The following is a 20429-nucleotide window of genomic DNA, read 5'->3' as shown; positions in this document are numbered from 1 at the left end:
GCCGAGGGGAAAGCAGCCGTATAGGCCACGCGGGCGCGTCGGGGACCGAGCGAAAAATGCTGTTACCGCTGGGGCCTTAGCAAGGGGGAGCGCATCGGGGAAGGGTGGGGTTGCCGCGCTGCAAGGTATTCAGTCATCGCGGTATGCGCGGTAGCGCTACCGGTCGTTTGCGGTCGCGCGTGGGAATTTTGGTGCGCGCGTTCTGGCGGACCGGCGCGAGACGACGACGATGACGGTCGATCGGCCTGTGGCATATTTAACGCGTTTGTTACGAATAGTTACAAAGGTGTGAAAGTCGACGGATCATCGATTGCGTTCGCAAAATGGTCTGCATAGCTTCCCTTCATGGTGCACGTTTCCGAAAATGGACGGCACGAACAGGGGGTTATACAGATGACGATCGTTTCTGCGGGCGCAACGAACTGTCTCATGCGTCGGTCACGGCTGAACCTGCTCGCGTCCACCGCGATCCTGATCGCGGCCGTCGTTCCGACGCTGGCGTCGGCTCAGGAGCGCCCGACGAGCGTCGACGTGATGGCGTATGGCAGCACGCTCAACCCCGCCGATCTGGTGACCCAGCCGAGCATCGTCATCAGCGCACCGGGTACGCCGACCACCTCACAGGACGTCGCGGGTGGCGTGAACGGTGTCGGCCAGATGACGATCGATGCGGGCGGTGGCGGCCTCGGGATCTGCACCGGGTCGCTGATCAACCCGCGCACGGTCATTTTCGCCGCGCACTGCGTCAACGAGAACGGCGCCGGCACCGGTGCGCAGGACCCGTGGCAATATGGATCGAAGGGCGGCGGCATCCCGATCGCGTTCGGGTTCGCACAGAACAACCGCCCCGCGGTGATCGACTGGTTCCTGCCGACTACCGCGACCGGTGCGGTCAATGCTCAGCAGTACAAGACCAACACCGCCAACTTCCTGTATAATGTCAACCAGGTCGTCTATAATGCCGACTCGCTGAAGCTCGGCATCGGTCAGAACTTCATCCAGGGCGACGTCGCGATCGCGACGCTCGATACGCCCGCCGCCAACGTGCCGACCTGGGCGCTGCTGCTGTCCGCGCTGCCGGCCCCGGCGACGATCGGCGCGACCACCGGCACCGGCTATCACGTGACGATCACCGGCTATGGTCGCAGCGGGCAGGGTGGCACGCTGGTCGGCGATACCAACGGCATCGACTATCGCCGTCGCATCGCCGAGAACACGATCGGTATCCTCGGCTCGTTCGACGATCGCGACGCGTTCCTGTTCGGATCGACCAGCGGCCTGCCACAGAACCTGTACCAGCTCGATTTCGACGATCCCCGCCGTGGCACCGCCGCAGCCAGCCCCTATGATTTCAACCTGTTCAAGGACGACGCGCTGCCCAACGAGGGCACGACCGCGGGCGGCGATTCGGGTGGTCCGCTGATCCTCGATCGAACCTTCGCCAAGCAGGTGGTGATCGGCGTCCTGTCGGGTGGTAACCGGTTCTTCGGCGCGCAGCCGTTCGGTGCCTATGGTACGGCCAGCTTCTACCAGCCGCTCTATCTGTTCTCGGATTATATCACCGCGAACAATCCGTATCGCTATGCGCAGACCAAGGCGGGCGACGGCCAGTGGACCGACGCGTCGCACTGGGTGACCGCACTCGATCCGAACTACCAGATCATCGTCGACGGCAAGCTGGTCAACGGCGTGCCGACCACCACCGGCGCGGGTATCGCCGGCGACGGCAACAAGTTCGGCCAAGTATGTTTCCAGACCGATTGCGTCGACGTGAAGACGGGCGTCCAGACGGTCGATGGCGTTCCGGTGACGACGACCGCCGCCTCGCCGGCAGTCGTGACCAAGGTCGCGACGGGCGGTGTCGCCGCGGCCGGCATGATGCTGGAAACCGTGGCGCAGGGCGGCAAGGCCGACGCGTCGCTGCTGGCCAGCGCGGAGAACGTCGCGCAGGCCGGTAAGGACGTGACGGCGCTGGCGGTGCTGTCGCCGACGCTCGCCAACGGCTTGCCGGGCGCGACCGATTTCGTCCCCAACAACATCGATCCCGATCGCGCCACGCAGCGTAGCGCACGCTATTACGATGTCACGCTGGCGGCGGCGGGCACGACGACGCTTGGATCGTCGGTGACGGTCGACAAGTTTACCGTCGCGGGCAGCACGGCCAAGCTGGCGGTGACGTCGGCGGGATCGCTGACCAGCCTGATGACGATCAACCAGGTGACCGGCACGGTGCAGAACGACGGCGTGATCTCTACGCCGGGCGACTATTTCATGCTCGCCGGACTGCTGACCGGATCGGGGCGGATCAACACGCCGTTCTTCACCAGCGTCTCGGGCATGATCGCGCCCGGCACGATGGGGACGACCGGGACGCTGACCGTCGCTGGCAACGGCATCCTCGCCTCGGGTACCAACCTGCTCGTCGATCTCGGCGCCAACGGCACGTCGGACAAGCTCGCTTTCGTGGCAACGACGTTCAACGCCAGCGGCGCAGCGACCAACGGGATCGTCAATCTCGGCGGCAGCGTCGGGTTCGCGCCCGTCGCAGGGCAGACCATCCGATCGAACGATATCTACACGATCGTGACCGCGCAGGGCGGGGTCAGCGGAGCCTTCAATGCAGCGACGCCGCTCAGCGCGATCCTGACGCCTACCTATGTTTACAGCGCCAATGCGGTGCAGGTGCGGATTGCTGCGGGGCAATACAGCAATGTCGTCGCCGCGACGCCGATCCAGACAGCGTATGCCGGGCTGCTCGATCGCAACCGGTCAAACTATTCGGCGCTGAGCGGGCTGTACGGCACGCTCGATCTGCAGACCGCTGCGACGATCCGCTCGACGCTGGAGGGGCTCGCGCCGCGCGCGGAAACGCTGAAGTCGAGCCTGGGTGTGGCGTCGGTCGACACGATGTCGCGGTTCTACCGCGATCGTATCGCGCAGATCGATACGCGTCACGGGCTCGGCGGCACGCTCGCGCTGATCGGCAAGCCGTTCCAGGTCGCGTCGTTGATGGCGAGCGATCTGCCGGGCGGGCAGGACATGATGAGCGACACCGGCGGCACGGTCGTCCAGTCGGGCAAACTTCCCGACGACATGGGTGGCTTCATCGCCGGCGGCTATATCGACGGTCGCAGCCGCTCGATGCCGACTACGGTCCCGTTTGGCGGGCATGACAAGTTCGACGGCTATTTCATCGCCGGCGGTCTGGAGAAGCAGGCCGGCGAGGGCGCGGTGATCGGCCTGTCGGTCTCGTACACCGACACCGACGGCACCACCGGCGGGATCGCGCAGCGAGCGAAGGGCGCGCTGTACCAGGGGACGGTCTACGGCAAGCTGGAGACGGCGTCGGGGATCATCCTCGACACGCAACTCAGCGCGGGTGCGTTCGTCGCCAAGACCGATCGCAGCGTCGGCTTCGTCGGCACCAGCTACCGGTTGCGCAGCACCGACAACGCGCTGACGCTGGTTGGCGAGGTCGGCCTCGGCAAGGCGTTCGACCTGTCGATGCTGAAGGTCGGTCCGCGCGTGTCGATCCGCGCCAGCCATATCGGCTTCGGCAAGTCGATCGAGGACGGCGGCCAGAACGGGAGCGGCCCGGCGTTGTTCGTCGACCGCGACAGCTTCGACAGCGTGCAGGGGCGTGCCGGACTGTTCCTGAGCGGTGGCGCGTCGCTCAAGCCCTATGTCGCGGCGAACTATGTCCACGACTTCAACTCGACGCCGGGTGTGTTCGGCGCGAACTTTGTCGGTGGGATCGGTCCGAACGCACTGTTCGCACTTGCCGGCCAGGACAAGAACTGGGGCGAAGTCAGCGGCGGCCTGACGCTGGTCGGCGACCGAGTCGACGTCTCGATTGGCGCCGATACCACGATCGAGCGCAGCGACGTGTCGAACCAGACCTACAAGGGATCGATCAGCATCCGCTTCTGACAGGGTATCTCGATTTGGCGATAGCGCCGATCCGGCAAGGGCCGTCCGCTGTAGCGGATGGCCCTTTTCGTTATGCGTTCCGATCCCGAATTGGCATTCCGACTCGGGCGCGACGTTCGGCATCTTTCGTCCGACCATCAATGCGGGCGCGTATTGTTGCCTGATGAAAAGATGATATTGATATTGGATAGTTCTTTCAGAACTAACAAATATTATGGTTTATGCGCGGGATAGCCGTTGAGGTCTCGCCTGAAATCCCAACTATGCTTGATCGATGTCTTGGAATTATCAGGCTTGTTTTGAAATCTTGATCAATTACTATGACAAAGATAAGGTTTGGCATGTCCGCTTCATTAACTCGCGTCCTATAATGTCGTGATCGACCGTCCTCGGCATTGCCGATCGGCACGTGGCGATGCTGAGCAAGTCCTGCGAGGGGAAGTGGCGGCTAAACGAGCGAAGGGTGCCGGTCCGGCACTCCTGACATAGGCAAGCGAATAGGGGGAAGTCCGATGCGAAGCGCAGATCAAGCTATCGAACGCCTGACGGCTATCAGCCGCCTTATCAACGAGTCGCGCGACATCGCCGACTCGGAGCAGGAATTCATGCTCGGCGCGAAGCTGGACGATTGCCTGCTGTGCGCAGAGGAACGGATCGCCACGCTCGCGGCGTAAGTCTGCGGTCGTCGGCGGCGGCCCGACGTCCTCAAGCGCAGTTCGCAATTGACTGCCGAGGCAATGGTTGTCATGGCAACCATATGGACTTTTTCACGCCCGCGGAATTCGGCCCGGAATGCTCGCTCGGCTATCTGTCGCGGCGCGTCCACCAGATCGGACAGAGTTTGATCGAACCGATCTTCGTCGACGAAGGCGTGTCCGGAACGCAGTGGTCTGCGCTCATGTCGCTTCTCGCCGGACGGTCGTCGACCTGCGCCGATCTCGCGCGCGACCTGTCCTACGACAAGGGCGCCAGCACCCGGCTCGTCGATACGATGGAGCAGCGCGGATGGGTGACGCGGTCGCGCGCGAACGACGACCGCCGCGTACTCAATCTCGAACTGACTCCCGACGGCGAAGCGATCGCGATCCGGTGTCGCGACCGGATCGTCGCCTATTGGAACGTCCTGCTCGCCCAGGGCTGGGCATCGGACGAGATCGATACCTTGATTGGCCTCCTGCAGAAACTCCGCACGACGCTGGACGATGCTCTTACGGAAGGTCGTCGACCATGACTGCTCGAAACCGGATTTTTGCGACCTCGCTGCTGACGGGGATGCTCGCGGGATGCGCGGTGCCTGCATCCGAGACCGTCGTGGCGCCGATCGCACCCTCGACGCTCGGTCTGTCCGCCGAGCCGGCGCCGGTCGTCGCGGCGGACTGGTGGCGCGGATTCGGCGATCCGCAACTCGATCGCCTGGTGCACGATGCGGTGGCGGGCAATCCCACGCTCGATGCCGCGTTGGCGCGGGTCACGCAGGCGCAGGCGGTGCTGTCGACCAACCGCGCGGACAACGGCCCCGAGGTGACGTTCGACGCGCAGGAGCAATATGCGCGGCTGAGCGGCCGCTACACCATTCCGCCGCCGTACGCAGGAACGACCCAGTTCGTCGGGACGGTCGCCGCCAACCTCAGCTGGAACCTCGATCTGTTCGGGCGTCAGAAGGCGGCGATCGCGGGTGCGCGTGCGTCGGTACGCGCCGCTACGCTCGACGTCGCGGCGGCGCGGTTGGCGCTGTCGGGGGCGGTGGTGCAGACCTATATCGATCTCGAGCGCGCCGAAGCGCAGGCGGCGATCGCGCAGCGGACGATCGCGACGCGGCAGAATACGCTGCGGCTGGTCAATGTGCGGATCCGCAACAAGCTCGGCAGCAAGCTCGATGCGCAGGCGGCGACGACGTTGCTGGCGCAGGCGCAGCAGGCGTTGCTGCGTGCGCAGGCGGCTCAGGTGTTAGCTAAGAACGCGCTGGCGGCGCTCGCCGGGCGCGGTGTCGACTACCCCGCGACGATCGGGGCGACGGCGTTGAAGCTCGATGCGGTCCTGCCGTTGCCGAAGACGGTGCCGGCGGATTTGCTCGCACGGCGCGCCGACATCGCTGCCGCTCAGGCGCGGATCGACGCGGCGGCGGCGGGGCGTCAGGTCGCGCGGCGGGCCTTTTATCCCAACGTGAACTTGGCTGCGATGGCGGGGTTCCAGGCGGTCGGGCTCGGCAATCTGGTATCGTTCGGTGCCGGGACGGTGGGCGCCGGTCCGGCGATCCATCTGCCGATCTTCGACAATGGTCGACTGAAGGCGGGGCTGGCGGGGGCGACCGCGGCGCTCGATCTGGCGACCGCGGATTACAACGATCGCGTGATCGGGGCGGTGCGCGAAGCCGCCGATGCGGTCGCGCGGATCGGTGCGCTGGAGGCCGACCGTGCGCGCCAACGCGAGGTGGTACGCGGCTATGCTGAGACCGGGCGGCTGAACGCGATCCGCGTCTCCAGCGGTCTCGATAACCGGCTCGACCTCGTCGACAACGATGTACGCTTGCTCGCCGCGGAACAGGCCGATGCCGACCTCGCCGCGAATTCGGCGCAACAGCGGGTGCAACTCGTGCTGGCCTTGGGCGGCGGTTTCGATTTTCAGGAAGTGACACGATGACCGATACCGAAACGCACGCGGCTGCTGCTGCGCCTGCCGGCAATCCGCGGGGGCGCAAGCTGGGGCTGACGATCCTCGGTATCATCGTGCTGGTCGGCGTGATCGTGTGGGCGGTGTTCCACTTCCTCCTCGCGGCGCCCGAGCAGGAAACCGACGATGCGTATGTCGCGGGCGACGTCGTCTCAATCACCGCGCGCGATCCTGGGCAGGTGACCGCGATCCACGCCGACAACACGCAGATGGTGAAGGCGGGGCAGCCGCTGATCGACCTCGACGCGGCGACCGCCGATGTCGGGCTGGCATCCGCCGAAGCGGAGCTCGCGCGAGCAGTGCGTGCGACCCGGTCGGATTTCTCCAAGGTCAACGAAACCGGCGCGGCGGTGGTCCAGGCCGAGGCCGAACTGGCGCGCGCGCGGAACGACTTGGTGCGGCGTCGGGGTGCCGCTGCGGAAGGCGCGATCTCAGGCGAGGAATTGAGCCATGCCGCCGATCAGGTGAAGGTGGCGGCGGCGACGCTGCAACTTGCGCGCAGCCAGCAGGTGCAATCGCGCAGCGGCGTCGCGGGTACCACCGTGTCGACCAACCCCGCGGTGATGGCGTCGATCGCGGCGTATCGACGCGCGGCGATCACGCGCAGCCACATGCATGTCGTCGCGCCGATCGACGGCGTCGTCGCGCAGCGCACGGTGCAACTCGGGCAGCAGGTGTCGGCGGGAATGCCGCTGATGGCGGTGGTGCCGCTCGACCGGGTGTGGGTCGACGCGAACTTCCGCGAGACGCAGTTGCGCGATCTGCGGATCGGCCAGCCGGCGACGGTGACCGCGGATATGTACGGCGACGATCTGGTCTATCACGGGCATGTCGTGGGTCTGGGCGCGGGTAGCGGCAACGCGTTCGCGCTGCTGCCGCCGCAGAACGCCAGCGGCAACTGGATCAAGATTACCCAGCGCGTGCCAGTCCGGATCGCGCTCGACAAGGGCGAGTTGCGGCGCAATCCGCTGCGGGTGGGGCTGTCGGTCAACGCGACCGTATCTACCGCGGACAAGTCGGGGACGATGGTTGGGCGGCCGGCGGCGGCTGCCTACAAGGGGCTGGCGACAGGCGGGGGCGACCCCGCGGTCGAGGCGAAGATCCGCCAGATCATCGCGGCTAACCGGTGATGTTGGGGCGGCGATCATTAGGCAGGACGGGTTCCCGCTTCCTTGTTCTCCCGCGAAGGCGGGAGTCCAGTCTGGGTCCCCGCCTTCGCGGGGAAACAAGTGGGCGTCGTGCCTGCCTGCTATCTGCTCCACCCCGGCGGAGGCCGGGGCCCAATTGGAAAGGTGGCTGTAACCGAACACCGTCCCCTTTCATGAGCGTTCCCCAATTGGGCCCCGGCCTTCGCCGGGGTGGTGGCCTAGTTGGGATGTATTCTGCTCACCGGAGCGCCACCTGATGGCCGCCCCCTCGGGCCCCGGTCCCGCACCGTTAGTAGGTGGCTCGCTCGCCCTCACCGCGTTCGCGCTCGCGCTGGGCACGTTCATGCAGGTACTCGATACGACGATCGCCAACGTGTCGCTGCCGACGATCGCCGGCAACCTCGGCGTCTCGAGCGACAATTCCACCTGGATCGTCACCGCGTTTGCGGTCGCCAATGGCGTCGCGGTGCCGCTGACCGGGTGGCTGATGGGCCGGTTCGGCGTGGTGCGGACGTTCTGCGTCTCGGTGTTCCTGTTCACGATCGCGTCGTTCCTGTGCGGGATCGCGTGGGACCTGCCGTCGCTGATCGGCTTCCGCATCCTCCAGGGCGCGGTGTCCGGACCGATGATCCCCGGTAGCCAGGCGCTGCTGATCGCGATCTTCCCGGCGCACAAGCGATCCACCGCGCTCGGCATCTGGTCGATGACGACGCTGGTCGCGCCGATCATGGGGCCGATCCTGGGCGGCTATATCTCCGACAATTATCACTGGAGCTGGATTTTCCTGATCAACGTGCCGTTCGGGATGTTCTGCGCGTTCGTCTGCTGGAACAAGCTTGGCAAACGCGACACGCCGACGCGCAAACTGCCGATCGACCAGGTCGGGCTGATCATGCTGGTGGTGTGGGTCGGCGCGTTGCAGATCGTGCTCGATCTCGGCAAGAACGACGACTGGTTCGCCTCGGAGCGCATCGTGATCGCCGCGCTCGTCGCCGCGGTTGGGTTCGTCTTCTGGCTGATCTGGGAACTGACCGACGCCAATCCGGCGGTGAACCTGACGCTGTTCAAGAGCCGCAATTTCGCGATCGGCACGATCGCGTTCTGCCTCGGTTATGCGGTGTTCTTCGCCAATACGCTGCTGCTGCCGCTCTGGTTGCAGACGCAGCTCGGTTATACCGCGACCTGGGCGGGGCTGGTCGCGGCACCGTCGGGGGCGGTGGCGGTGATCCTGACGCCGTTCGTCGCGCGGCTCAGCGGCAAGATCGACGCGCGCATCCTGGCGACGGTCGCGTTCGCATCGTTCGGCTACTCCTATTATCTGCGCTCGGGCTACACGACCTATGCGAGCTTCTACGATCTGATGCTGCCGATGCTGGTGCAGGGGATCGCGATGAGCACGTTCTTCCTCGCGATGCTGACGATCTCGTTCGACCGGATTCCGGCCGAGCGGCTGCCGTCGGCGACCGGCATCTCGAACTTCGCGCGGATTACCGCGGGCAGCTTCGCGGCGTCGCTGATCACGACGGCATGGGACCGCCGCGAGACGCTGCACCAGTCGCATTTGTCCGAAGCGGTCGGGTCGGGATCGCCCTATCAGCTGGCGCGGGGTGCACTCACGCGGATGGGGCTGACCGATGTCCAGGCGGCAGGAGCGATCACCCGGCAGATGGTCGGGCAGGCGTATCTGCTGGCGTCGACCGACATCTTCCGCGTGTCGGCATGGCTGTGCGTGGCGCTGATCGCGATCGTCTGGTTCACGCGCCGTCCGACCCCGCAGGAAGGGCCGATCGCGGCGGACTGACGAACGATATTAAGCATGATCGAAACACAATCGAAACGAGTGTGTCCTATAAGGCAGTCACGACTTCTGAAACGCCTGTGGGGGGCCAGACCAAATGACGATGAAAACAACCGCTTCGCGGCTCGCTGTTGCGTGCCTGCTGTTCGCTGGCGCACCGGCCCTGGCCGGTGAGCGCGTGTGCCTGACGGCCGTGAGCAAGCCACGACTGGTCTGCGACGAGGGCGCCTGCGTCCGCGTCTCGGTCCGCGACCTGTGCGACGCGGTGCAGGCATCCTATCCCGGCAAGCGCCGGATCGCGAAGCCCACGCCAGCGGTCGGGATCGATCCGGTTCGCAACGAACTGACGATGCTGATCGCCAGCGTCAGCTAACAAAGGCGTCAGCGGACGAAGGCGAACGTCGCGCCGGGAACGGTGACGGCAAGGTCGGTCGGGACGAGCGTCCCGTCCGGCCGCACGTCAAGGATCGTGACGCGGTGATCGCGTTCGTGCGCGACGACCATCCGCCGGCCGTCATCGATCATCGTGAAAAACCGCGGCGACGCGCCGCCGCTCGCGACATGCTGGACGAGCGTGGCGTCGCCGTTCGGATCGAGCGCGAAGACCGCTATGCTGTCATGGCCGCGGTTGGACACGTAGAGGCGATCGCCTGCGGCATTCGCGTCGATATGCGCGACGATGGTCGCGCCCCGCCAGCCCGCGGGTAGCGTCGACAGTGTCGCCCGCGTGCGCAGATCTGCTCCGTCGACATCGAGGATCATCAGCGTGCTCGACAGCTCGCAGATCAGATACGCGGTTCCCGGATGCGCAGCGGTGAACAGCATGTGCCGCGGCCCCGATCCGGGCGGTGCGATTAAGGCGATGCGCGGTGTTCCAAGCGTGCCCAACTTTACGTCGACGGCGAACGCGCGCACGACGTCCGCGCCGAGATCGGCGACATACAGAAACCGGTTATCGAGACCGAAGCCGACCCAATGCGCGTGCGGCGATGTCTGCCGTTCGCGATCCGGGCCGTGGCCGACAGCTTTATGGGTATCGGCCGTGAGGATCGGGAGCCCTGCTGCGTCCAGGCGGTACAGCGCGGTGGTGCCGCTGCCGTAATTGGCGATGGCGATACAGGATTGCGTCCGGTCGAGCGCGACATGGCACGGTGCTGCGCCGCCGCTGCTCGACGAGGCCAGCATGCGCCATCCGTCGGATGCCTGGCGATAGACCCCGAGCGCGCCGTCGTCCTGCTCGTCGGCGAGATACTGCGCATCGAACCGCGACGAATAGACGCCGAACGATGCGTTGCGCGCTACGGCATCCGCGGCACCGATTACCAAACGATCGGCTTCGATCGAAAGCGGGTATAGGCCCGCGCCGCCGCCGCCCGCATAGGTTCCGATCCATAGCTGCCCCGACAGGGAGGCGGGGGTGGAAGAGGGTTCGGGCCGGGCTTCAGCGAAGGTCATGGCGAGCGTCTATCGCGGTTTTGCCGCGCGGTCGCTTCGGATCATCGCGCGGTCCGCCCGGTTCAGATCGTCAGCAGAGCAACCAGCTGCTCGCGGTACAGCCTGGCGAGATCGCGGTGCATCTCTGCGATCAGCGTGTTCGGCGCGCGGCGGGCGAGGACGGACTGGTCGTCCATGCGGCGTTCGATGATTGAGGGATGCGGGAGAAGATCCATTGCCGCCCTGCTGGACCCGCGATGTTTCCGGCCAATGTCCCAAGACGGTTAACGCCCCGAAATCCGCGATATTCCGTGCCGTGGCAGGCTGGTATTGCTGATAGCGTTGTCCTACCGCGAGCCGATGGGCGATCTGGACAGACTGGTTCCTTCGGGGATCATCGAGCAATGGGTGTATCACCTGCGACGGCAGCGATCGCGTGCGTCGGATGCGATCTGGCTGATCGATCAGGGGTTCACGCTGCACGACGGGATGGACGGCGTGCCGCAGAACGATGCGACCGCACGCTGGCGCGCCGAACAGGAAACCGTCGTCGAGGAAGTCACCGCGCTGCTCGCGCTGTACGACGGCATCAACCTCGGCAAGATCGACATCGACGCTATCGACGACATCGCTTGAGGGCGACCACCACCACTATCGCCGCCGCCATCGTCCGAGGCGCTTATCCCGCCTCGCTGTAACTCTCGCGGATAAGCCTGCCGGTATCGTGCAGCGACGTGCTGCGCGGCATTTCGGGGTCGGGCATATCAGTTACCAGCTCGGCGGACGCCGCTAGTTGCAGATGACGCTCGCTGAGCGCCTGATGCGCCGCACGTCCGGCATCCGTACGCGACCGGCTGGCTAGCCGCTGTTCCTGCTCGGCACGGCTGCGATGATAGGCCACCTGCGCCTGCCATGCCTGCGTGCGCGTCGCCGCGTGATCGTCGGTCATAATGTCTCCGCTTCGACCGCGGGTTTGCTGTCGGTTGCTTTATAGAGTGTTAACGCGCCGGTTTATTGCGGCACGGTGCGACGCGCATCAGACGGGGCGCGGGGTCGGTGCCTGCCAGCCACCGCCCAGCGCACGGAACAGGTCGACTTGCGCGCCGGCGATCCGCGCGTCGGCTGCGGCCAGGTCCGTATCCGTATCCGCCAACGTACGCTCGGCGTCGAGGACGTCGAGGAAGTCGATCTGGCCTTCGCGCTGGCGGGCGCGGGTGATGCGGGCGGCGGTGGCGGCGTTGTCGTGTGCGGACTGTAGCTGCGTGCGGCGATCGAGTTCGCGGGCGTAGTTCGACAGCGCGGTCTCGGTTTCCTCGAGCGCGGTGAGGACACTGCCGTCGAAATTAGCGAGCGCGCCACGCGAGTCCGCCTCGGCGCCGGCGATGCGCGCGCGCGCGGCGGACTGGTTGAGCGACCAGTTCAGCAGCGGGCCGAGCAGCCAGCGGATCGGGCCGCCGGTGAAGATGTCGCCAACGCTGAGTGCGGTCGAGCCGATCGAACCGCCGAGCGAGATCTGCGGATAGAGTTGCGAGGTCTGCACGCCGATCCTCGCGGTGGCGGCGGCCAGCCGGCGTTCGGCGGCGTGGACGTCGGGGCGGCGTGCTAGCAGCGCCGCACCGTCGCCGATCGGGATCGGCTGGTCGAGGCGCGGCGTGGTGGTGCGCGCGCCGGCGGTTGCGGGCAGGTCCTGCGGGGTGCGGCCGGTGAGCGTGGCGAGGCGGAAGAGCGCGGCTTGGCGCTCGGCCTCGATCTGCGGGATGTTGGCGGCCCGCTGGTCGCGCAAGGCTGCGATCCGGACCTGGTCGAGGCGGGCTGCACGACCGGCGTCGACGCGCTTGCCGGTCAGCGTGTTCGACTTGTCGAGCAGGTCGACGATCCGCCGCGCGACCGCGAGGCGTTCGGCGGACGAGGCTGCATCGACATAGGCGCGGGTGGTGGCGGCGACGATCGAGACGCGGACGGCATCCGCATCGGCCTGCGCGGCGCCGACGTCACCGCGGGCTGCTTCGACATTGCGGCGGACTCGGCCGGCGAGATCGACCTCGTAGCTGACGTCCAGGCCTACGTCGTAGGTGGCACGCTCGCGGTCGAGACCGGGCAGGTTCTGGAGCTGCGAGGTGCGGGCGTAGTTGCCGCTCGCGCCCGCGTTCACTTGGGGTTCGCGGTCGGTCTTGGCGCCGCGCAACGACGCGCGGGCGCTGTCGAGCCGCGCGACCGCGACGCGGAGGTCGGTGTTCGCCGCTAGCGCGTCCGCGACGAGGCCGTCGAGGACCGGGTCGCGGTACATCCTCCACCAGTCGTTATCCGGCGCGGTCGTTACGGTTGCGGCATTCGCGGTGACGAACGATGCGGCCGCCTTGGGGGGAGTGATCGGTGCGACATAGTCGGGGCCGGCGGCGCACGCGGCGAGCGTCAGCGCCGAAAGGCTCGCGAGGAGGGCGGACTTCATGATGCTGGTCCTATTCGGCTGGCTGAAGGGTCGCGGCGGGGGCGGGACGGCGGCGTTCGAACCGCAGCGCCAGCGCTCGTGCGACGACATAGAAGGTGGGGGTGAAGAGCAGGCCGAACCCGGTCACGCCGATCATCCCGAAGAACACCGCGGTCCCGAGCGCCTGGCGGAGTTCCGCACCGGCACCGGTCGCGATCACCAGCGGCACAGCGCCGAGGATGAACGCGAAGCTCGTCATCAGGATCGGCCGCAACCGGTCCTTCGCTGCGCGGACTGCGGCCTCGACCGGGGTGAGGCCGTCCTGTTCCTCGGCCTGCTTGGCGAACTCGACCACGAGGATCGCGTTCTTCGCGGCGAGCGCAATCAGCACGACCAGGCCGATCTGCGTCAGGACGTTGTTGTCCATGCCCCGCAGGTTCACGCCGGTCATCGCCGCGAGCAGGCACATCGGCACGATCAGGATGATCGCGAGCGGCAACGTCAGGCTCTCATATTGTGCGGCGAGCACGAGGAAGACGAACACCACCGCCATGCCGAAGACGAGCGCGGCGGTGCTGCCGGCGGCCTTTTGCTGATAGGCGATGCCGGTCCATTCATGCGCGTAGCCCGCGGGGAGCGTCGCATCGGCGAGCTTCTCCATCGCGACGAGCGACTGGCCCGAGGAATAGCCCTTGGCGGTGTCGCCATCGACCTCGACCGCGGGGAAGAGGTTGTAGCGGACGACGCGGTACGGGCCGGTCTTGTCCTTGAACGTCGAGACCGAGCCGACCGGGACCATCTGGCCCGAGTTGGAGCGCGTCTTGAGGTTGGCGATGTCCGCGGTGGTGTTGCGGAACGGTGCGTCGGCTTGGGCTGTGACTCGGTAGGTGCGACCCAGCAGGTTGAAGTCGTTGACGAACGCCGAGCCGAGATAGACCTGCAACGCCTCGAACACGCGCTCCGGGGGAACGCCCAAGAGGTTGGCCTTGGCGCGGTCGACGTCCGCGAAGATGCGCGGGGTGGCGGTGTCGAAGAAGGTGTAGATCTGGGCGAGACCCTTGGTCTGGTTCGCCTGGCCGATCAGCGCGTAGCTCGTCTTGCCGAGGTCGGCGTAACCGTGGCCGCCCTGGTCCTGCACCATCAGGCGGTAGCCGCCGGCCGAGCCGATGCCCTGGATCAAGGGTGGCGGGACGATCAGCAGGCGTGCCTCGGTGATGTCGCCGGTCGCCTTCTGCGATTCCGCCATGATGCTCGCGAGGGTGACGCCGAGCTTCTTGCGTTCCTCGAAGCTCTTCAGCGGGATGTACGCGGCCGCCGAGTTGGGCGCGAGCGTCTGCGAGGGGCCATCGAAGCCCGCGAGCATGACCGCGCCCTTGACGCCGGCGAGCGGCAGGATGCGCTTGGCGACCTTCTGCATGACCGCGTCGGTGCGTGCGACCGACGAGCCCGGCGGAAGCTGGATGACGGTCAGGAAATAGCCCTGGTCCTGAGCGGGGACGAAGCCCGACGGCGTGATCGTGAACACGCCGACCGTGACCGCGATCAGTGCGGCATAGGCGATCATCATCCGGCGCGGCGCGGTGACCAAGCGCGCGGTGAGGCGGGCATAGCTGTCGCTCATCCGCTCGAACCCGCGGTTGAAGGCGTCGCCAGCGCGGCGCACGGTGCGGGTCAGGCGGTTGCCGGAGTCGGCGGGGGCGGTTGGCTTGAGCAGCATCGCGGCGAGTGCCGGCGACAGTGTCAGCGAGATCAGCAGCGAGATGATCGTCGCGGTCGAGATCGTCACCGCGAACTGACGGTAGAACGCGCCCGATAGGCCGGTGAGGAACACGGTCGGGATGAACACCGCGCACAGCACGAGCACGATCGCGACGAGCGCGCCCGACACTTCGTCCATCGACGTACGCGCCGCCTCCAAGGGGGAGAGCCCGTGTTCGAGGTTGCGCTCGACATTCTCGACCACGACGATCGCATCATCGACGACGATGCCAATCGCGAGGACGAGGCCGAACAGCGAGAGGTTGTTGAGGCTGTACCCGGCGGCGGCGAGCACCGCGAAGGTGCCGATCAGCGAGACCGGGATCGCCACGATCGGGATGATCGCCGCGCGCCACTTCTGCAGGAAGACGAGGATGACGAGCACGACGAGGACCATCGCCTCGAACAGCGTGTGCTTCACCGCGTCGATCGATTGCGCGATGAACTCGGTCGGGTTGTAGATGACCTTGTATTCGAGGCCCTTGGGGAAGCGCTTCGACATGCTCTCCATCTCGGCGGTGACGGCCTGTGCCGCGCCGAGTGCGTTCGAGCCGGGACGCTGGAAGACCGCGGCGATGACCGTGGGCTTGCCGCTGAGATAGGTATTCGCGCCGTAATCCTGCGCGCCGAGTTCGACGCGCGCGACGTCCGAAACGCGGACCTGGCGGCCTTGCGCATCGGTGCGGATGACGACGTCGGCGAACTGTTTGGGATCGGTCAGGCGGCCCTGCGTCTCGACGTTGAGCTGGAACGCGCTGTTGCCCTTGTCATAGGGCGGCTGGCCGAGCGTGCCCGCGGCGACCTGGACGTTCTGCGCGCGCAACGCCGCGACGATCTCGCCGGCGGTGAGGTCGAGCGCGGCGGCGCGGCCGGGATCGATCCAGACGCGCATCGAGTAATCGCGCGCGCCGAACAGCTGCACGTCGCCGACGCCGTCGATGCGGCTGAGGCGATCGCGGACCTGCGTCAGCGCGTAGTTGGAGATGTAGCCGCGATCGAGCGAGTTGTCGGGCGAGACGAGGTTCACCACCATCAGGAAGTCGGGCGACGTCTTGCGCGTCACCACGCCGAGACGCTGGACGTCTTCGGGCAGGCGCGGGACGGCGACCGCGACGCGGTTCTGGACGAGCACTTGGGCAGCGTCGAGGTTGGTGCCGATCTTGAAGGTGACGGTGATCGTGACCTTGCCGTCACCGGTCGATTGCGACGACTGGTACAGCATGTTGTCGACGCCGTTGATCTCCTGCTCGATCGGCGCGGCGACGGTTTCGGCAACCGTCTCGGCCGAGGCGCCGGGATAGGTCGCGCTGACGGTGACGGTGGGGGGGACGATGTCGGGATATTGCGACACCGGCAGCGTCATGTAGGCGATCGCACCGACGATCGTGATGATCACCGCGATCACGCCCGCGAAGATCGGCCGGGTGATGAAGAAGCGCGAGAAGCGCATGGGAATTTCCTCGGTAGAGGGGCGATCCGTCCGCGCACGCCCCGTCATCCTGACGAAAGTCAGGATCCAGAGCCAACAGCGTGACGTTTCGAACTCTGGATCCTGACTTTCGTCAGGATGACGATGTTATCTGGCGAGCGTGGCCTCACCGGAGATGGGCTGGACCGAGGCTGGCGCCGTCGTTCCCGAGGCGATCACGATCCGGCCGACCTTCGGCGCAACCGTGGCACCCGGCATCGCCATCTGCGTACCCTGGATGATAATCCGGTCGTTCGGCCCGATCCCCGAGCGCACGATCCGCAGGCCATCGACCACCGGCCCAAGCTCGACCGGCTTCTGGCTCACGACGTTCTTCGCATCGATCGTCAGCAAGACCTTCCGCGCCTGATCGGTCTGCACCGCATCGTCGGGCACCAGCAGAGCCTGCCGCGTCCCCGCACTCGCGAGGCGCATGTTGCCGAACATCCCCGGCGTCAGGAAATACCCCGGGTTAGCGAGCACCGCGCGACCACGGATCGTACCCGAGCGCTGGTCGAGTCCGTTGTCGGTGAAGTCGAGCTTGCCCTTCCAGCGATGCTCGGTCTCGTCCTGCAACTGGATCTCGACCGCGGCCGGCGTCGCACCCGGCTGACGTGCGCGCTGCGTCTTGAGGTACAGCGCCTCGGAGCCGTCGAACGTGAAGTAGATCGGGTCGAGCGCGTTGATCGTCGTCAGCACGGTGCCGCCGGTGCCTTCGCCGCCCGCGACCTGGTTGCCCGCATCGACGCGGCGATCGGAAATACGACCGCCGATCGGTGCGCGAACCTGGGTGAAGCCGACGTCGAGCGCGCGAGCGCGTTCGCGAGCCTGCGCTGCGGCGAGCGCGGCTTGGGCTGCTTCGAGCCGGCCGCGAAGGGCGTCAACTTCGCCGGCCGAGACCGCTTCGTCGGCGACCAGTCGCTGGGCGCGACCCAGATCGGTACGGGCGAGCGACAGAGCGCTGCCGGCGCTCGCGACGTTGGCGTGTGCCTCAGCCAAAGCTGCGGCGAACGGGCGGGAGTCGATCGTAAAGAGCAATTGCCCCTTGCTGACGATTTCGCCGTCGCGGAAATGAATGCCGGTGACTTCGCCTGCCACGCGCGGACGGATCTCGACCGTCCGGCTCGGTGCGAAGCGGCCGACATAATCGTCCCACTCGCTGACCTGCCGGACGAGCGGCGACGCGACCGTGACGGAGGCGGGCGGGGGTGCCGCCATCGCCGCGTCGGGATGATCGAACAGCTTCACGCCGACCGCACCGAGCAGCGCGATCGGCACGAGCACCATCGCGCCGCGCTGCCAGGTCGGCCGTCGGTGACGGTCCGCGGGCGGCGACGCGACGACGTCGGCGTCGTTCGCGGCCGTGATCGTGGTAAGTTGGTTCACGCTGCGATGCTCCGCTTCTGCTGGATGCCGACGCGCATGCCGGTCACGCTCTCGACGAGCGTTTCGATCTGTGCCTCGGCAAATCCGGCGGCGAGGAAACCCTGGATCTCGGCCATCGGCAGCGCAAAGCCGCGGCGCCAGGCGTACACGGCCATCCGCCGCAGCGCCTCGAGCCGGGGATCGGCGAGCCGCGACGCCGTGCTCAGCCCGAACAGGCTGCCCATTGCGCGCGACATGCGGCTCGGGCCGGACAGGCTACGCAACGTGTCGCGCTTGGCGAGCGCGATGACGCTCCATTCCAGCGCGGAGAAGCCAGTCGGGGCAGGGGCTGCCACGGCCTGCGTGCGGCTGGTGACGGGCGAAGCGAACATGTTGTCGAGGTCGAGATAGGCCATGGGATTGTCCCCCTTTTGATCTTGGGCAAGCGCTGGCCTTCGTCGGTGGACGGTCCACCGACGTCAGCTGGTCGCGAGGCGCGCGCGGTCGTTGCCGGCACATCACCGTGCCGCGCTTGCCCGCTTGGAATTGTCGAAAGTTCGGCCGAAGCCTAAGTTTTAACCGTGGTCATGGGTTGGTGTCCCCGGCTGCCCCATCCGAAGTAGGAGAGAGCTTCGATACCAGTCGGTATATAAACCTGACGTTCATCTAGTCAACAGACTTTTGTACCGGCCGGTATTTTTTCCCGCGGCGCGGTAGAAACCGTGTCTATTTGGTTGGCCACATGAGCATGCTGGTCTCGACGAGCTGCTGGAGTTCGGTGCAGCTAGCGCCCGAGCCGGCCTGAATCGACAGTCCCTGCATGATCGCGAACAGGTAGCGCATCAGTGCATGCGACTCGAGCCCATCGGGGAACTCGCCCGCGGCCTTGGCTTCGTCGAACCGCTTCATCAGCGCGGCTTCGGACGACGCGCGGCGCTTGGCGACTTCGGCCTTGATCGGCTCGGCTTCCGCACTGCACGCGACGCTGCTGATGACGCTCAGGCAACCCTTGGGATCGCAGGTGCTCATCTGCATCTGCAACGCACCGCGGAGCAGGTTTTCCGCTACGGCCCGCGCGGTCGGCGCGTCGAGCGCGGACGTCATATAGGCCAACTTCTCGCGCTCGTAGAGGTCGAGCGCCTTGTGGAACAGCGCCTCCTTGTTGCCGAACGCGGCATAGAGGCTGGGCTTGGTGATCCCCATCTCGGCGGTCAGTTCCGCCATCGACGCGCCTTCGTAGCCGTTGCGCCAGAATACGCGCAGCGCACCCGCCAACGCCTGGTCGAGATCGAACTCGCGGGGGCGGCCCTTGGGGGCGGTGAGCGTGCAAAGCCTATTCATACCGGTCGGTATATAGGGCGGACGCGTCAAAAGGTCCAGTTACCGCAAGATCATACTGGCGATCGGTGTTTCGTTTGTGCAACCATTGCGGCACGTGCCGGTTGAAAGAGCCGTGACCGGTGGAATCGAAAGGAACGAGATCATGGCCGACGAAGTCAAAAGCGCGATCGATCAGGGTGCGGACTATGCGAAAGCGACCGCCGACCGGATTCGCGAAGGCGCCGACACCGCGCGGGCCAGCTTTTCCGAGAAGGTCGCCGAGCCCGCCAAGCGTGCCGGCGAGGCGATGAAGCAATCGGGCGAGAAGATCGCCGAGGGCAGCGCGACGATCGGCAAGACGATGATCGATCAGGCCGAGCAGAACGCGCGCGAAGCGTTCACCGCGATGCGCGAGGCGGCGAGCGCCAAGGACCTTCAGCAGGTCCTGAAGATCCAGGGCGACTATCTGCGCGAGCAGAGCCAGCGCAGCATGAGCCAGGCCCGCGAGATCGGCGAACTGATCATGCGCTTCGGCAAGGATGCGGTCGCGCCGCTGCGGAACGGCGACACGTAACAGTCGCCGTATGTCGGTCCGGGACGTCTTGTTGGGCAGGGTGTCCTGGTTCGGTCTGGAGCTGAAAGGCTTCCGATCATCTCCCGCACTCCTGCAGACGTGAGCGATGCAACCTTCGACATTCCTTGGACGGGCGACGCGGACCAGCGTCATGTTGAGTGCGGATGTTTTTCAGGCCGGCCGAGCGGGTAGTACCGCTCACCGGGTGACCAACATCTCCGAGATGGGGATGTGCATCGTGCAACCCGTCAAAATGGCCGTAGGCGACGTGGTCGTGCTGGTGATCGGCAGGGTCGAGCATATGGCCGCCGATGTGATGTGGGTGAGGGCGGGCCTTGCCGGATTACGGTTCCACGAACCGATCGATCTCGCGCTTGCCAGGGCGCGACGGGTGGCAGGGCATGTCATTGCCCCACCCTCCGCCGGCTGGCTGGCGGCGTTGAACGACCCTTACGCCAAATGACTCGAGCGGAATAAGGCCTCTCACCGCACATGCCGTGTCGTCCGTGGCCGACGGCGATGCACGGGTGCAGGAA

Annotated in this window: 18 protein-coding genes; 10 read left to right on the top strand and 8 right to left on the bottom strand. The window is 66.3% G+C overall.

The window, feature by feature from the left end:
- Positions 1-393: 393 nt before the first annotated feature.
- The 7 genes from C8J44_RS09185 to C8J44_RS09160 all read left to right on the top strand — a co-directional run bounded on the left by C8J44_RS09185 (position 394) and on the right by C8J44_RS09160 (position 9919).
- A complete protein-coding gene (locus C8J44_RS09185; RefSeq protein ID WP_259466788.1) occupies positions 394-3930 on the top strand; it encodes an autotransporter outer membrane beta-barrel domain-containing protein in 3537 nt (1178 codons plus the stop codon).
- A 512-nt stretch (positions 3931-4442) separates the two neighbouring features.
- Entirely contained in the window at positions 4443-4604 is a 162-nt protein-coding gene (locus tag C8J44_RS18465) for a hypothetical protein (protein ID WP_156359358.1), read from the top strand.
- An 83-nt stretch (positions 4605-4687) separates the two neighbouring features.
- Positions 4688-5161 carry a MarR family winged helix-turn-helix transcriptional regulator gene (locus C8J44_RS09180; protein WP_121904251.1) on the top strand — a complete coding sequence of 158 codons (474 nt, stop codon included), beginning with the start codon at positions 4688-4690 and terminating at the stop codon, positions 5159-5161.
- A complete protein-coding gene (locus C8J44_RS09175; RefSeq protein WP_121904250.1) occupies positions 5158-6570 on the top strand; it encodes an efflux transporter outer membrane subunit in 1413 nt (470 codons plus the stop codon). The genes C8J44_RS09180 and C8J44_RS09175 overlap by 4 nt, the downstream gene beginning before the upstream one ends.
- Positions 6567-7730: an efflux RND transporter periplasmic adaptor subunit gene (locus tag C8J44_RS09170; RefSeq protein WP_121904249.1), complete on the top strand. Its 1164-nt coding sequence runs from the start codon at positions 6567-6569 to the stop codon at positions 7728-7730. The genes C8J44_RS09175 and C8J44_RS09170 overlap by 4 nt, the downstream gene beginning before the upstream one ends.
- 274 nt (positions 7731-8004) lie before the next feature.
- Positions 8005-9549 (top strand): DHA2 family efflux MFS transporter permease subunit, encoded by a 1545-nt coding sequence (locus C8J44_RS09165; RefSeq protein WP_121904248.1) that lies wholly within the window; start codon positions 8005-8007, stop codon positions 9547-9549.
- Positions 9550-9649: 100 nt separating this feature from the next.
- Positions 9650-9919, top strand: coding sequence for a hypothetical protein (locus tag C8J44_RS09160; protein ID WP_147453162.1), 270 nt, complete (start codon positions 9650-9652; stop codon positions 9917-9919).
- Positions 9920-9927: 8 nt separating this feature from the next.
- Here C8J44_RS09160 and C8J44_RS09155 read toward each other — a convergent pair whose 3' ends face one another.
- A complete protein-coding gene (locus C8J44_RS09155; protein WP_121904246.1) occupies positions 9928-11001 on the bottom strand; it encodes a lactonase family protein in 1074 nt (357 codons plus the stop codon).
- 62 nt (positions 11002-11063) lie between these two features.
- A complete protein-coding gene (locus C8J44_RS18460; RefSeq protein WP_168371620.1) occupies positions 11064-11216 on the bottom strand; it encodes a hypothetical protein in 153 nt (50 codons plus the stop codon).
- Positions 11217-11340: 124 nt separating this feature from the next.
- Here C8J44_RS18460 and C8J44_RS09150 point away from each other — a divergent pair, with 124 nt between their 5' ends.
- On the top strand, positions 11341-11616 hold the full coding sequence (locus C8J44_RS09150; protein ID WP_056052971.1) for a hypothetical protein: 276 nt from the start codon (positions 11341-11343) through the stop codon (positions 11614-11616).
- A gap of 43 nt (positions 11617-11659) precedes the next feature.
- Here C8J44_RS09150 and C8J44_RS09145 read toward each other — a convergent pair whose 3' ends face one another.
- From C8J44_RS09145 to C8J44_RS09120, 6 genes are all read right to left on the bottom strand, one after another.
- A complete protein-coding gene (locus C8J44_RS09145; protein WP_056051483.1) occupies positions 11660-11929 on the bottom strand; it encodes a hypothetical protein in 270 nt (89 codons plus the stop codon).
- Positions 11930-12016: 87 nt separating this feature from the next.
- Positions 12017-13429 carry an efflux transporter outer membrane subunit gene (locus C8J44_RS09140; protein WP_121904671.1) on the bottom strand — a complete coding sequence of 471 codons (1413 nt, stop codon included), beginning with the start codon at positions 13427-13429 and terminating at the stop codon, positions 12017-12019.
- 10 nt (positions 13430-13439) lie between these two features.
- Positions 13440-16616, bottom strand: coding sequence for an efflux RND transporter permease subunit (locus C8J44_RS09135; RefSeq protein ID WP_121904245.1), 3177 nt, complete (start codon positions 16614-16616; stop codon positions 13440-13442).
- Positions 16617-16742: 126 nt separating this feature from the next.
- Entirely contained in the window at positions 16743-18020 is a 1278-nt protein-coding gene (locus C8J44_RS09130; protein WP_404969192.1) for an efflux RND transporter periplasmic adaptor subunit, read from the bottom strand.
- Positions 18017-18415, bottom strand: a complete 399-nt coding sequence (locus C8J44_RS09125; RefSeq protein ID WP_093400325.1) for a hypothetical protein — start codon at positions 18413-18415, stop codon at positions 18017-18019. The genes C8J44_RS09130 and C8J44_RS09125 overlap by 4 nt, the downstream gene beginning before the upstream one ends.
- Positions 18416-18725: 310 nt before the next feature.
- Positions 18726-19340, bottom strand: a complete 615-nt coding sequence (locus tag C8J44_RS09120; protein ID WP_121904244.1) for a TetR/AcrR family transcriptional regulator — start codon at positions 19338-19340, stop codon at positions 18726-18728.
- Between the two features lie 142 nt (positions 19341-19482).
- On the opposite strand from C8J44_RS09120, the gene C8J44_RS09115 reads away from it, so the two are divergent.
- Complete coding sequence (locus C8J44_RS09115; RefSeq protein ID WP_121904669.1) at positions 19483-19893, top strand: phasin family protein; 411 nt, start codon at positions 19483-19485, stop codon at positions 19891-19893.
- 106 nt (positions 19894-19999) lie between these two features.
- Entirely contained in the window at positions 20000-20356 is a 357-nt protein-coding gene (locus C8J44_RS09110; RefSeq protein WP_121904243.1) for a PilZ domain-containing protein, read from the top strand.
- The last annotated feature ends 73 nt before the right edge of the window (positions 20357-20429 follow it).

The organism is Sphingomonas sp. PP-CE-3A-406 (assembly GCF_003688625.1).
GTDB lineage: Bacteria > Pseudomonadota > Alphaproteobacteria > Sphingomonadales > Sphingomonadaceae > Sphingomonas.
The sequence above is the reverse complement of the archived record's forward strand: the minus strand, read 5'-3'. Positions and strand labels throughout refer to the sequence as shown.

Coding starts and splice junctions, on each gene's coding strand:
- C8J44_RS09185 (WP_259466788.1), top strand. CDS start 394: ATGACGATCGTTTCTGCGGGCGCAACGAACTGTCTCATGCGTCGGTCA.
- C8J44_RS18465 (WP_156359358.1), top strand. CDS start 4,443: ATGCGAAGCGCAGATCAAGCTATCGAACGCCTGACGGCTATCAGCCGC.
- C8J44_RS09180 (WP_121904251.1), top strand. CDS start 4,688: ATGGACTTTTTCACGCCCGCGGAATTCGGCCCGGAATGCTCGCTCGGC.
- C8J44_RS09175 (WP_121904250.1), top strand. CDS start 5,158: ATGACTGCTCGAAACCGGATTTTTGCGACCTCGCTGCTGACGGGGATG.
- C8J44_RS09170 (WP_121904249.1), top strand. CDS start 6,567: ATGACCGATACCGAAACGCACGCGGCTGCTGCTGCGCCTGCCGGCAAT.
- C8J44_RS09165 (WP_121904248.1), top strand. CDS start 8,005: ATGGCCGCCCCCTCGGGCCCCGGTCCCGCACCGTTAGTAGGTGGCTCG.
- C8J44_RS09160 (WP_147453162.1), top strand. CDS start 9,650: ATGAAAACAACCGCTTCGCGGCTCGCTGTTGCGTGCCTGCTGTTCGCT.
- C8J44_RS09155 (WP_121904246.1), bottom strand. CDS start 11,001: ATGACCTTCGCTGAAGCCCGGCCCGAACCCTCTTCCACCCCCGCCTCC.
- C8J44_RS18460 (WP_168371620.1), bottom strand. CDS start 11,216: ATGGATCTTCTCCCGCATCCCTCAATCATCGAACGCCGCATGGACGAC.
- C8J44_RS09150 (WP_056052971.1), top strand. CDS start 11,341: ATGGGCGATCTGGACAGACTGGTTCCTTCGGGGATCATCGAGCAATGG.
- C8J44_RS09145 (WP_056051483.1), bottom strand. CDS start 11,929: ATGACCGACGATCACGCGGCGACGCGCACGCAGGCATGGCAGGCGCAG.
- C8J44_RS09140 (WP_121904671.1), bottom strand. CDS start 13,429: ATGAAGTCCGCCCTCCTCGCGAGCCTTTCGGCGCTGACGCTCGCCGCG.
- C8J44_RS09135 (WP_121904245.1), bottom strand. CDS start 16,616: ATGCGCTTCTCGCGCTTCTTCATCACCCGGCCGATCTTCGCGGGCGTG.
- C8J44_RS09125 (WP_093400325.1), bottom strand. CDS start 18,415: ATGGCCTATCTCGACCTCGACAACATGTTCGCTTCGCCCGTCACCAGC.
- C8J44_RS09120 (WP_121904244.1), bottom strand. CDS start 19,340: ATGAATAGGCTTTGCACGCTCACCGCCCCCAAGGGCCGCCCCCGCGAG.
- C8J44_RS09115 (WP_121904669.1), top strand. CDS start 19,483: ATGGCCGACGAAGTCAAAAGCGCGATCGATCAGGGTGCGGACTATGCG.
- C8J44_RS09110 (WP_121904243.1), top strand. CDS start 20,000: ATGCAACCTTCGACATTCCTTGGACGGGCGACGCGGACCAGCGTCATG.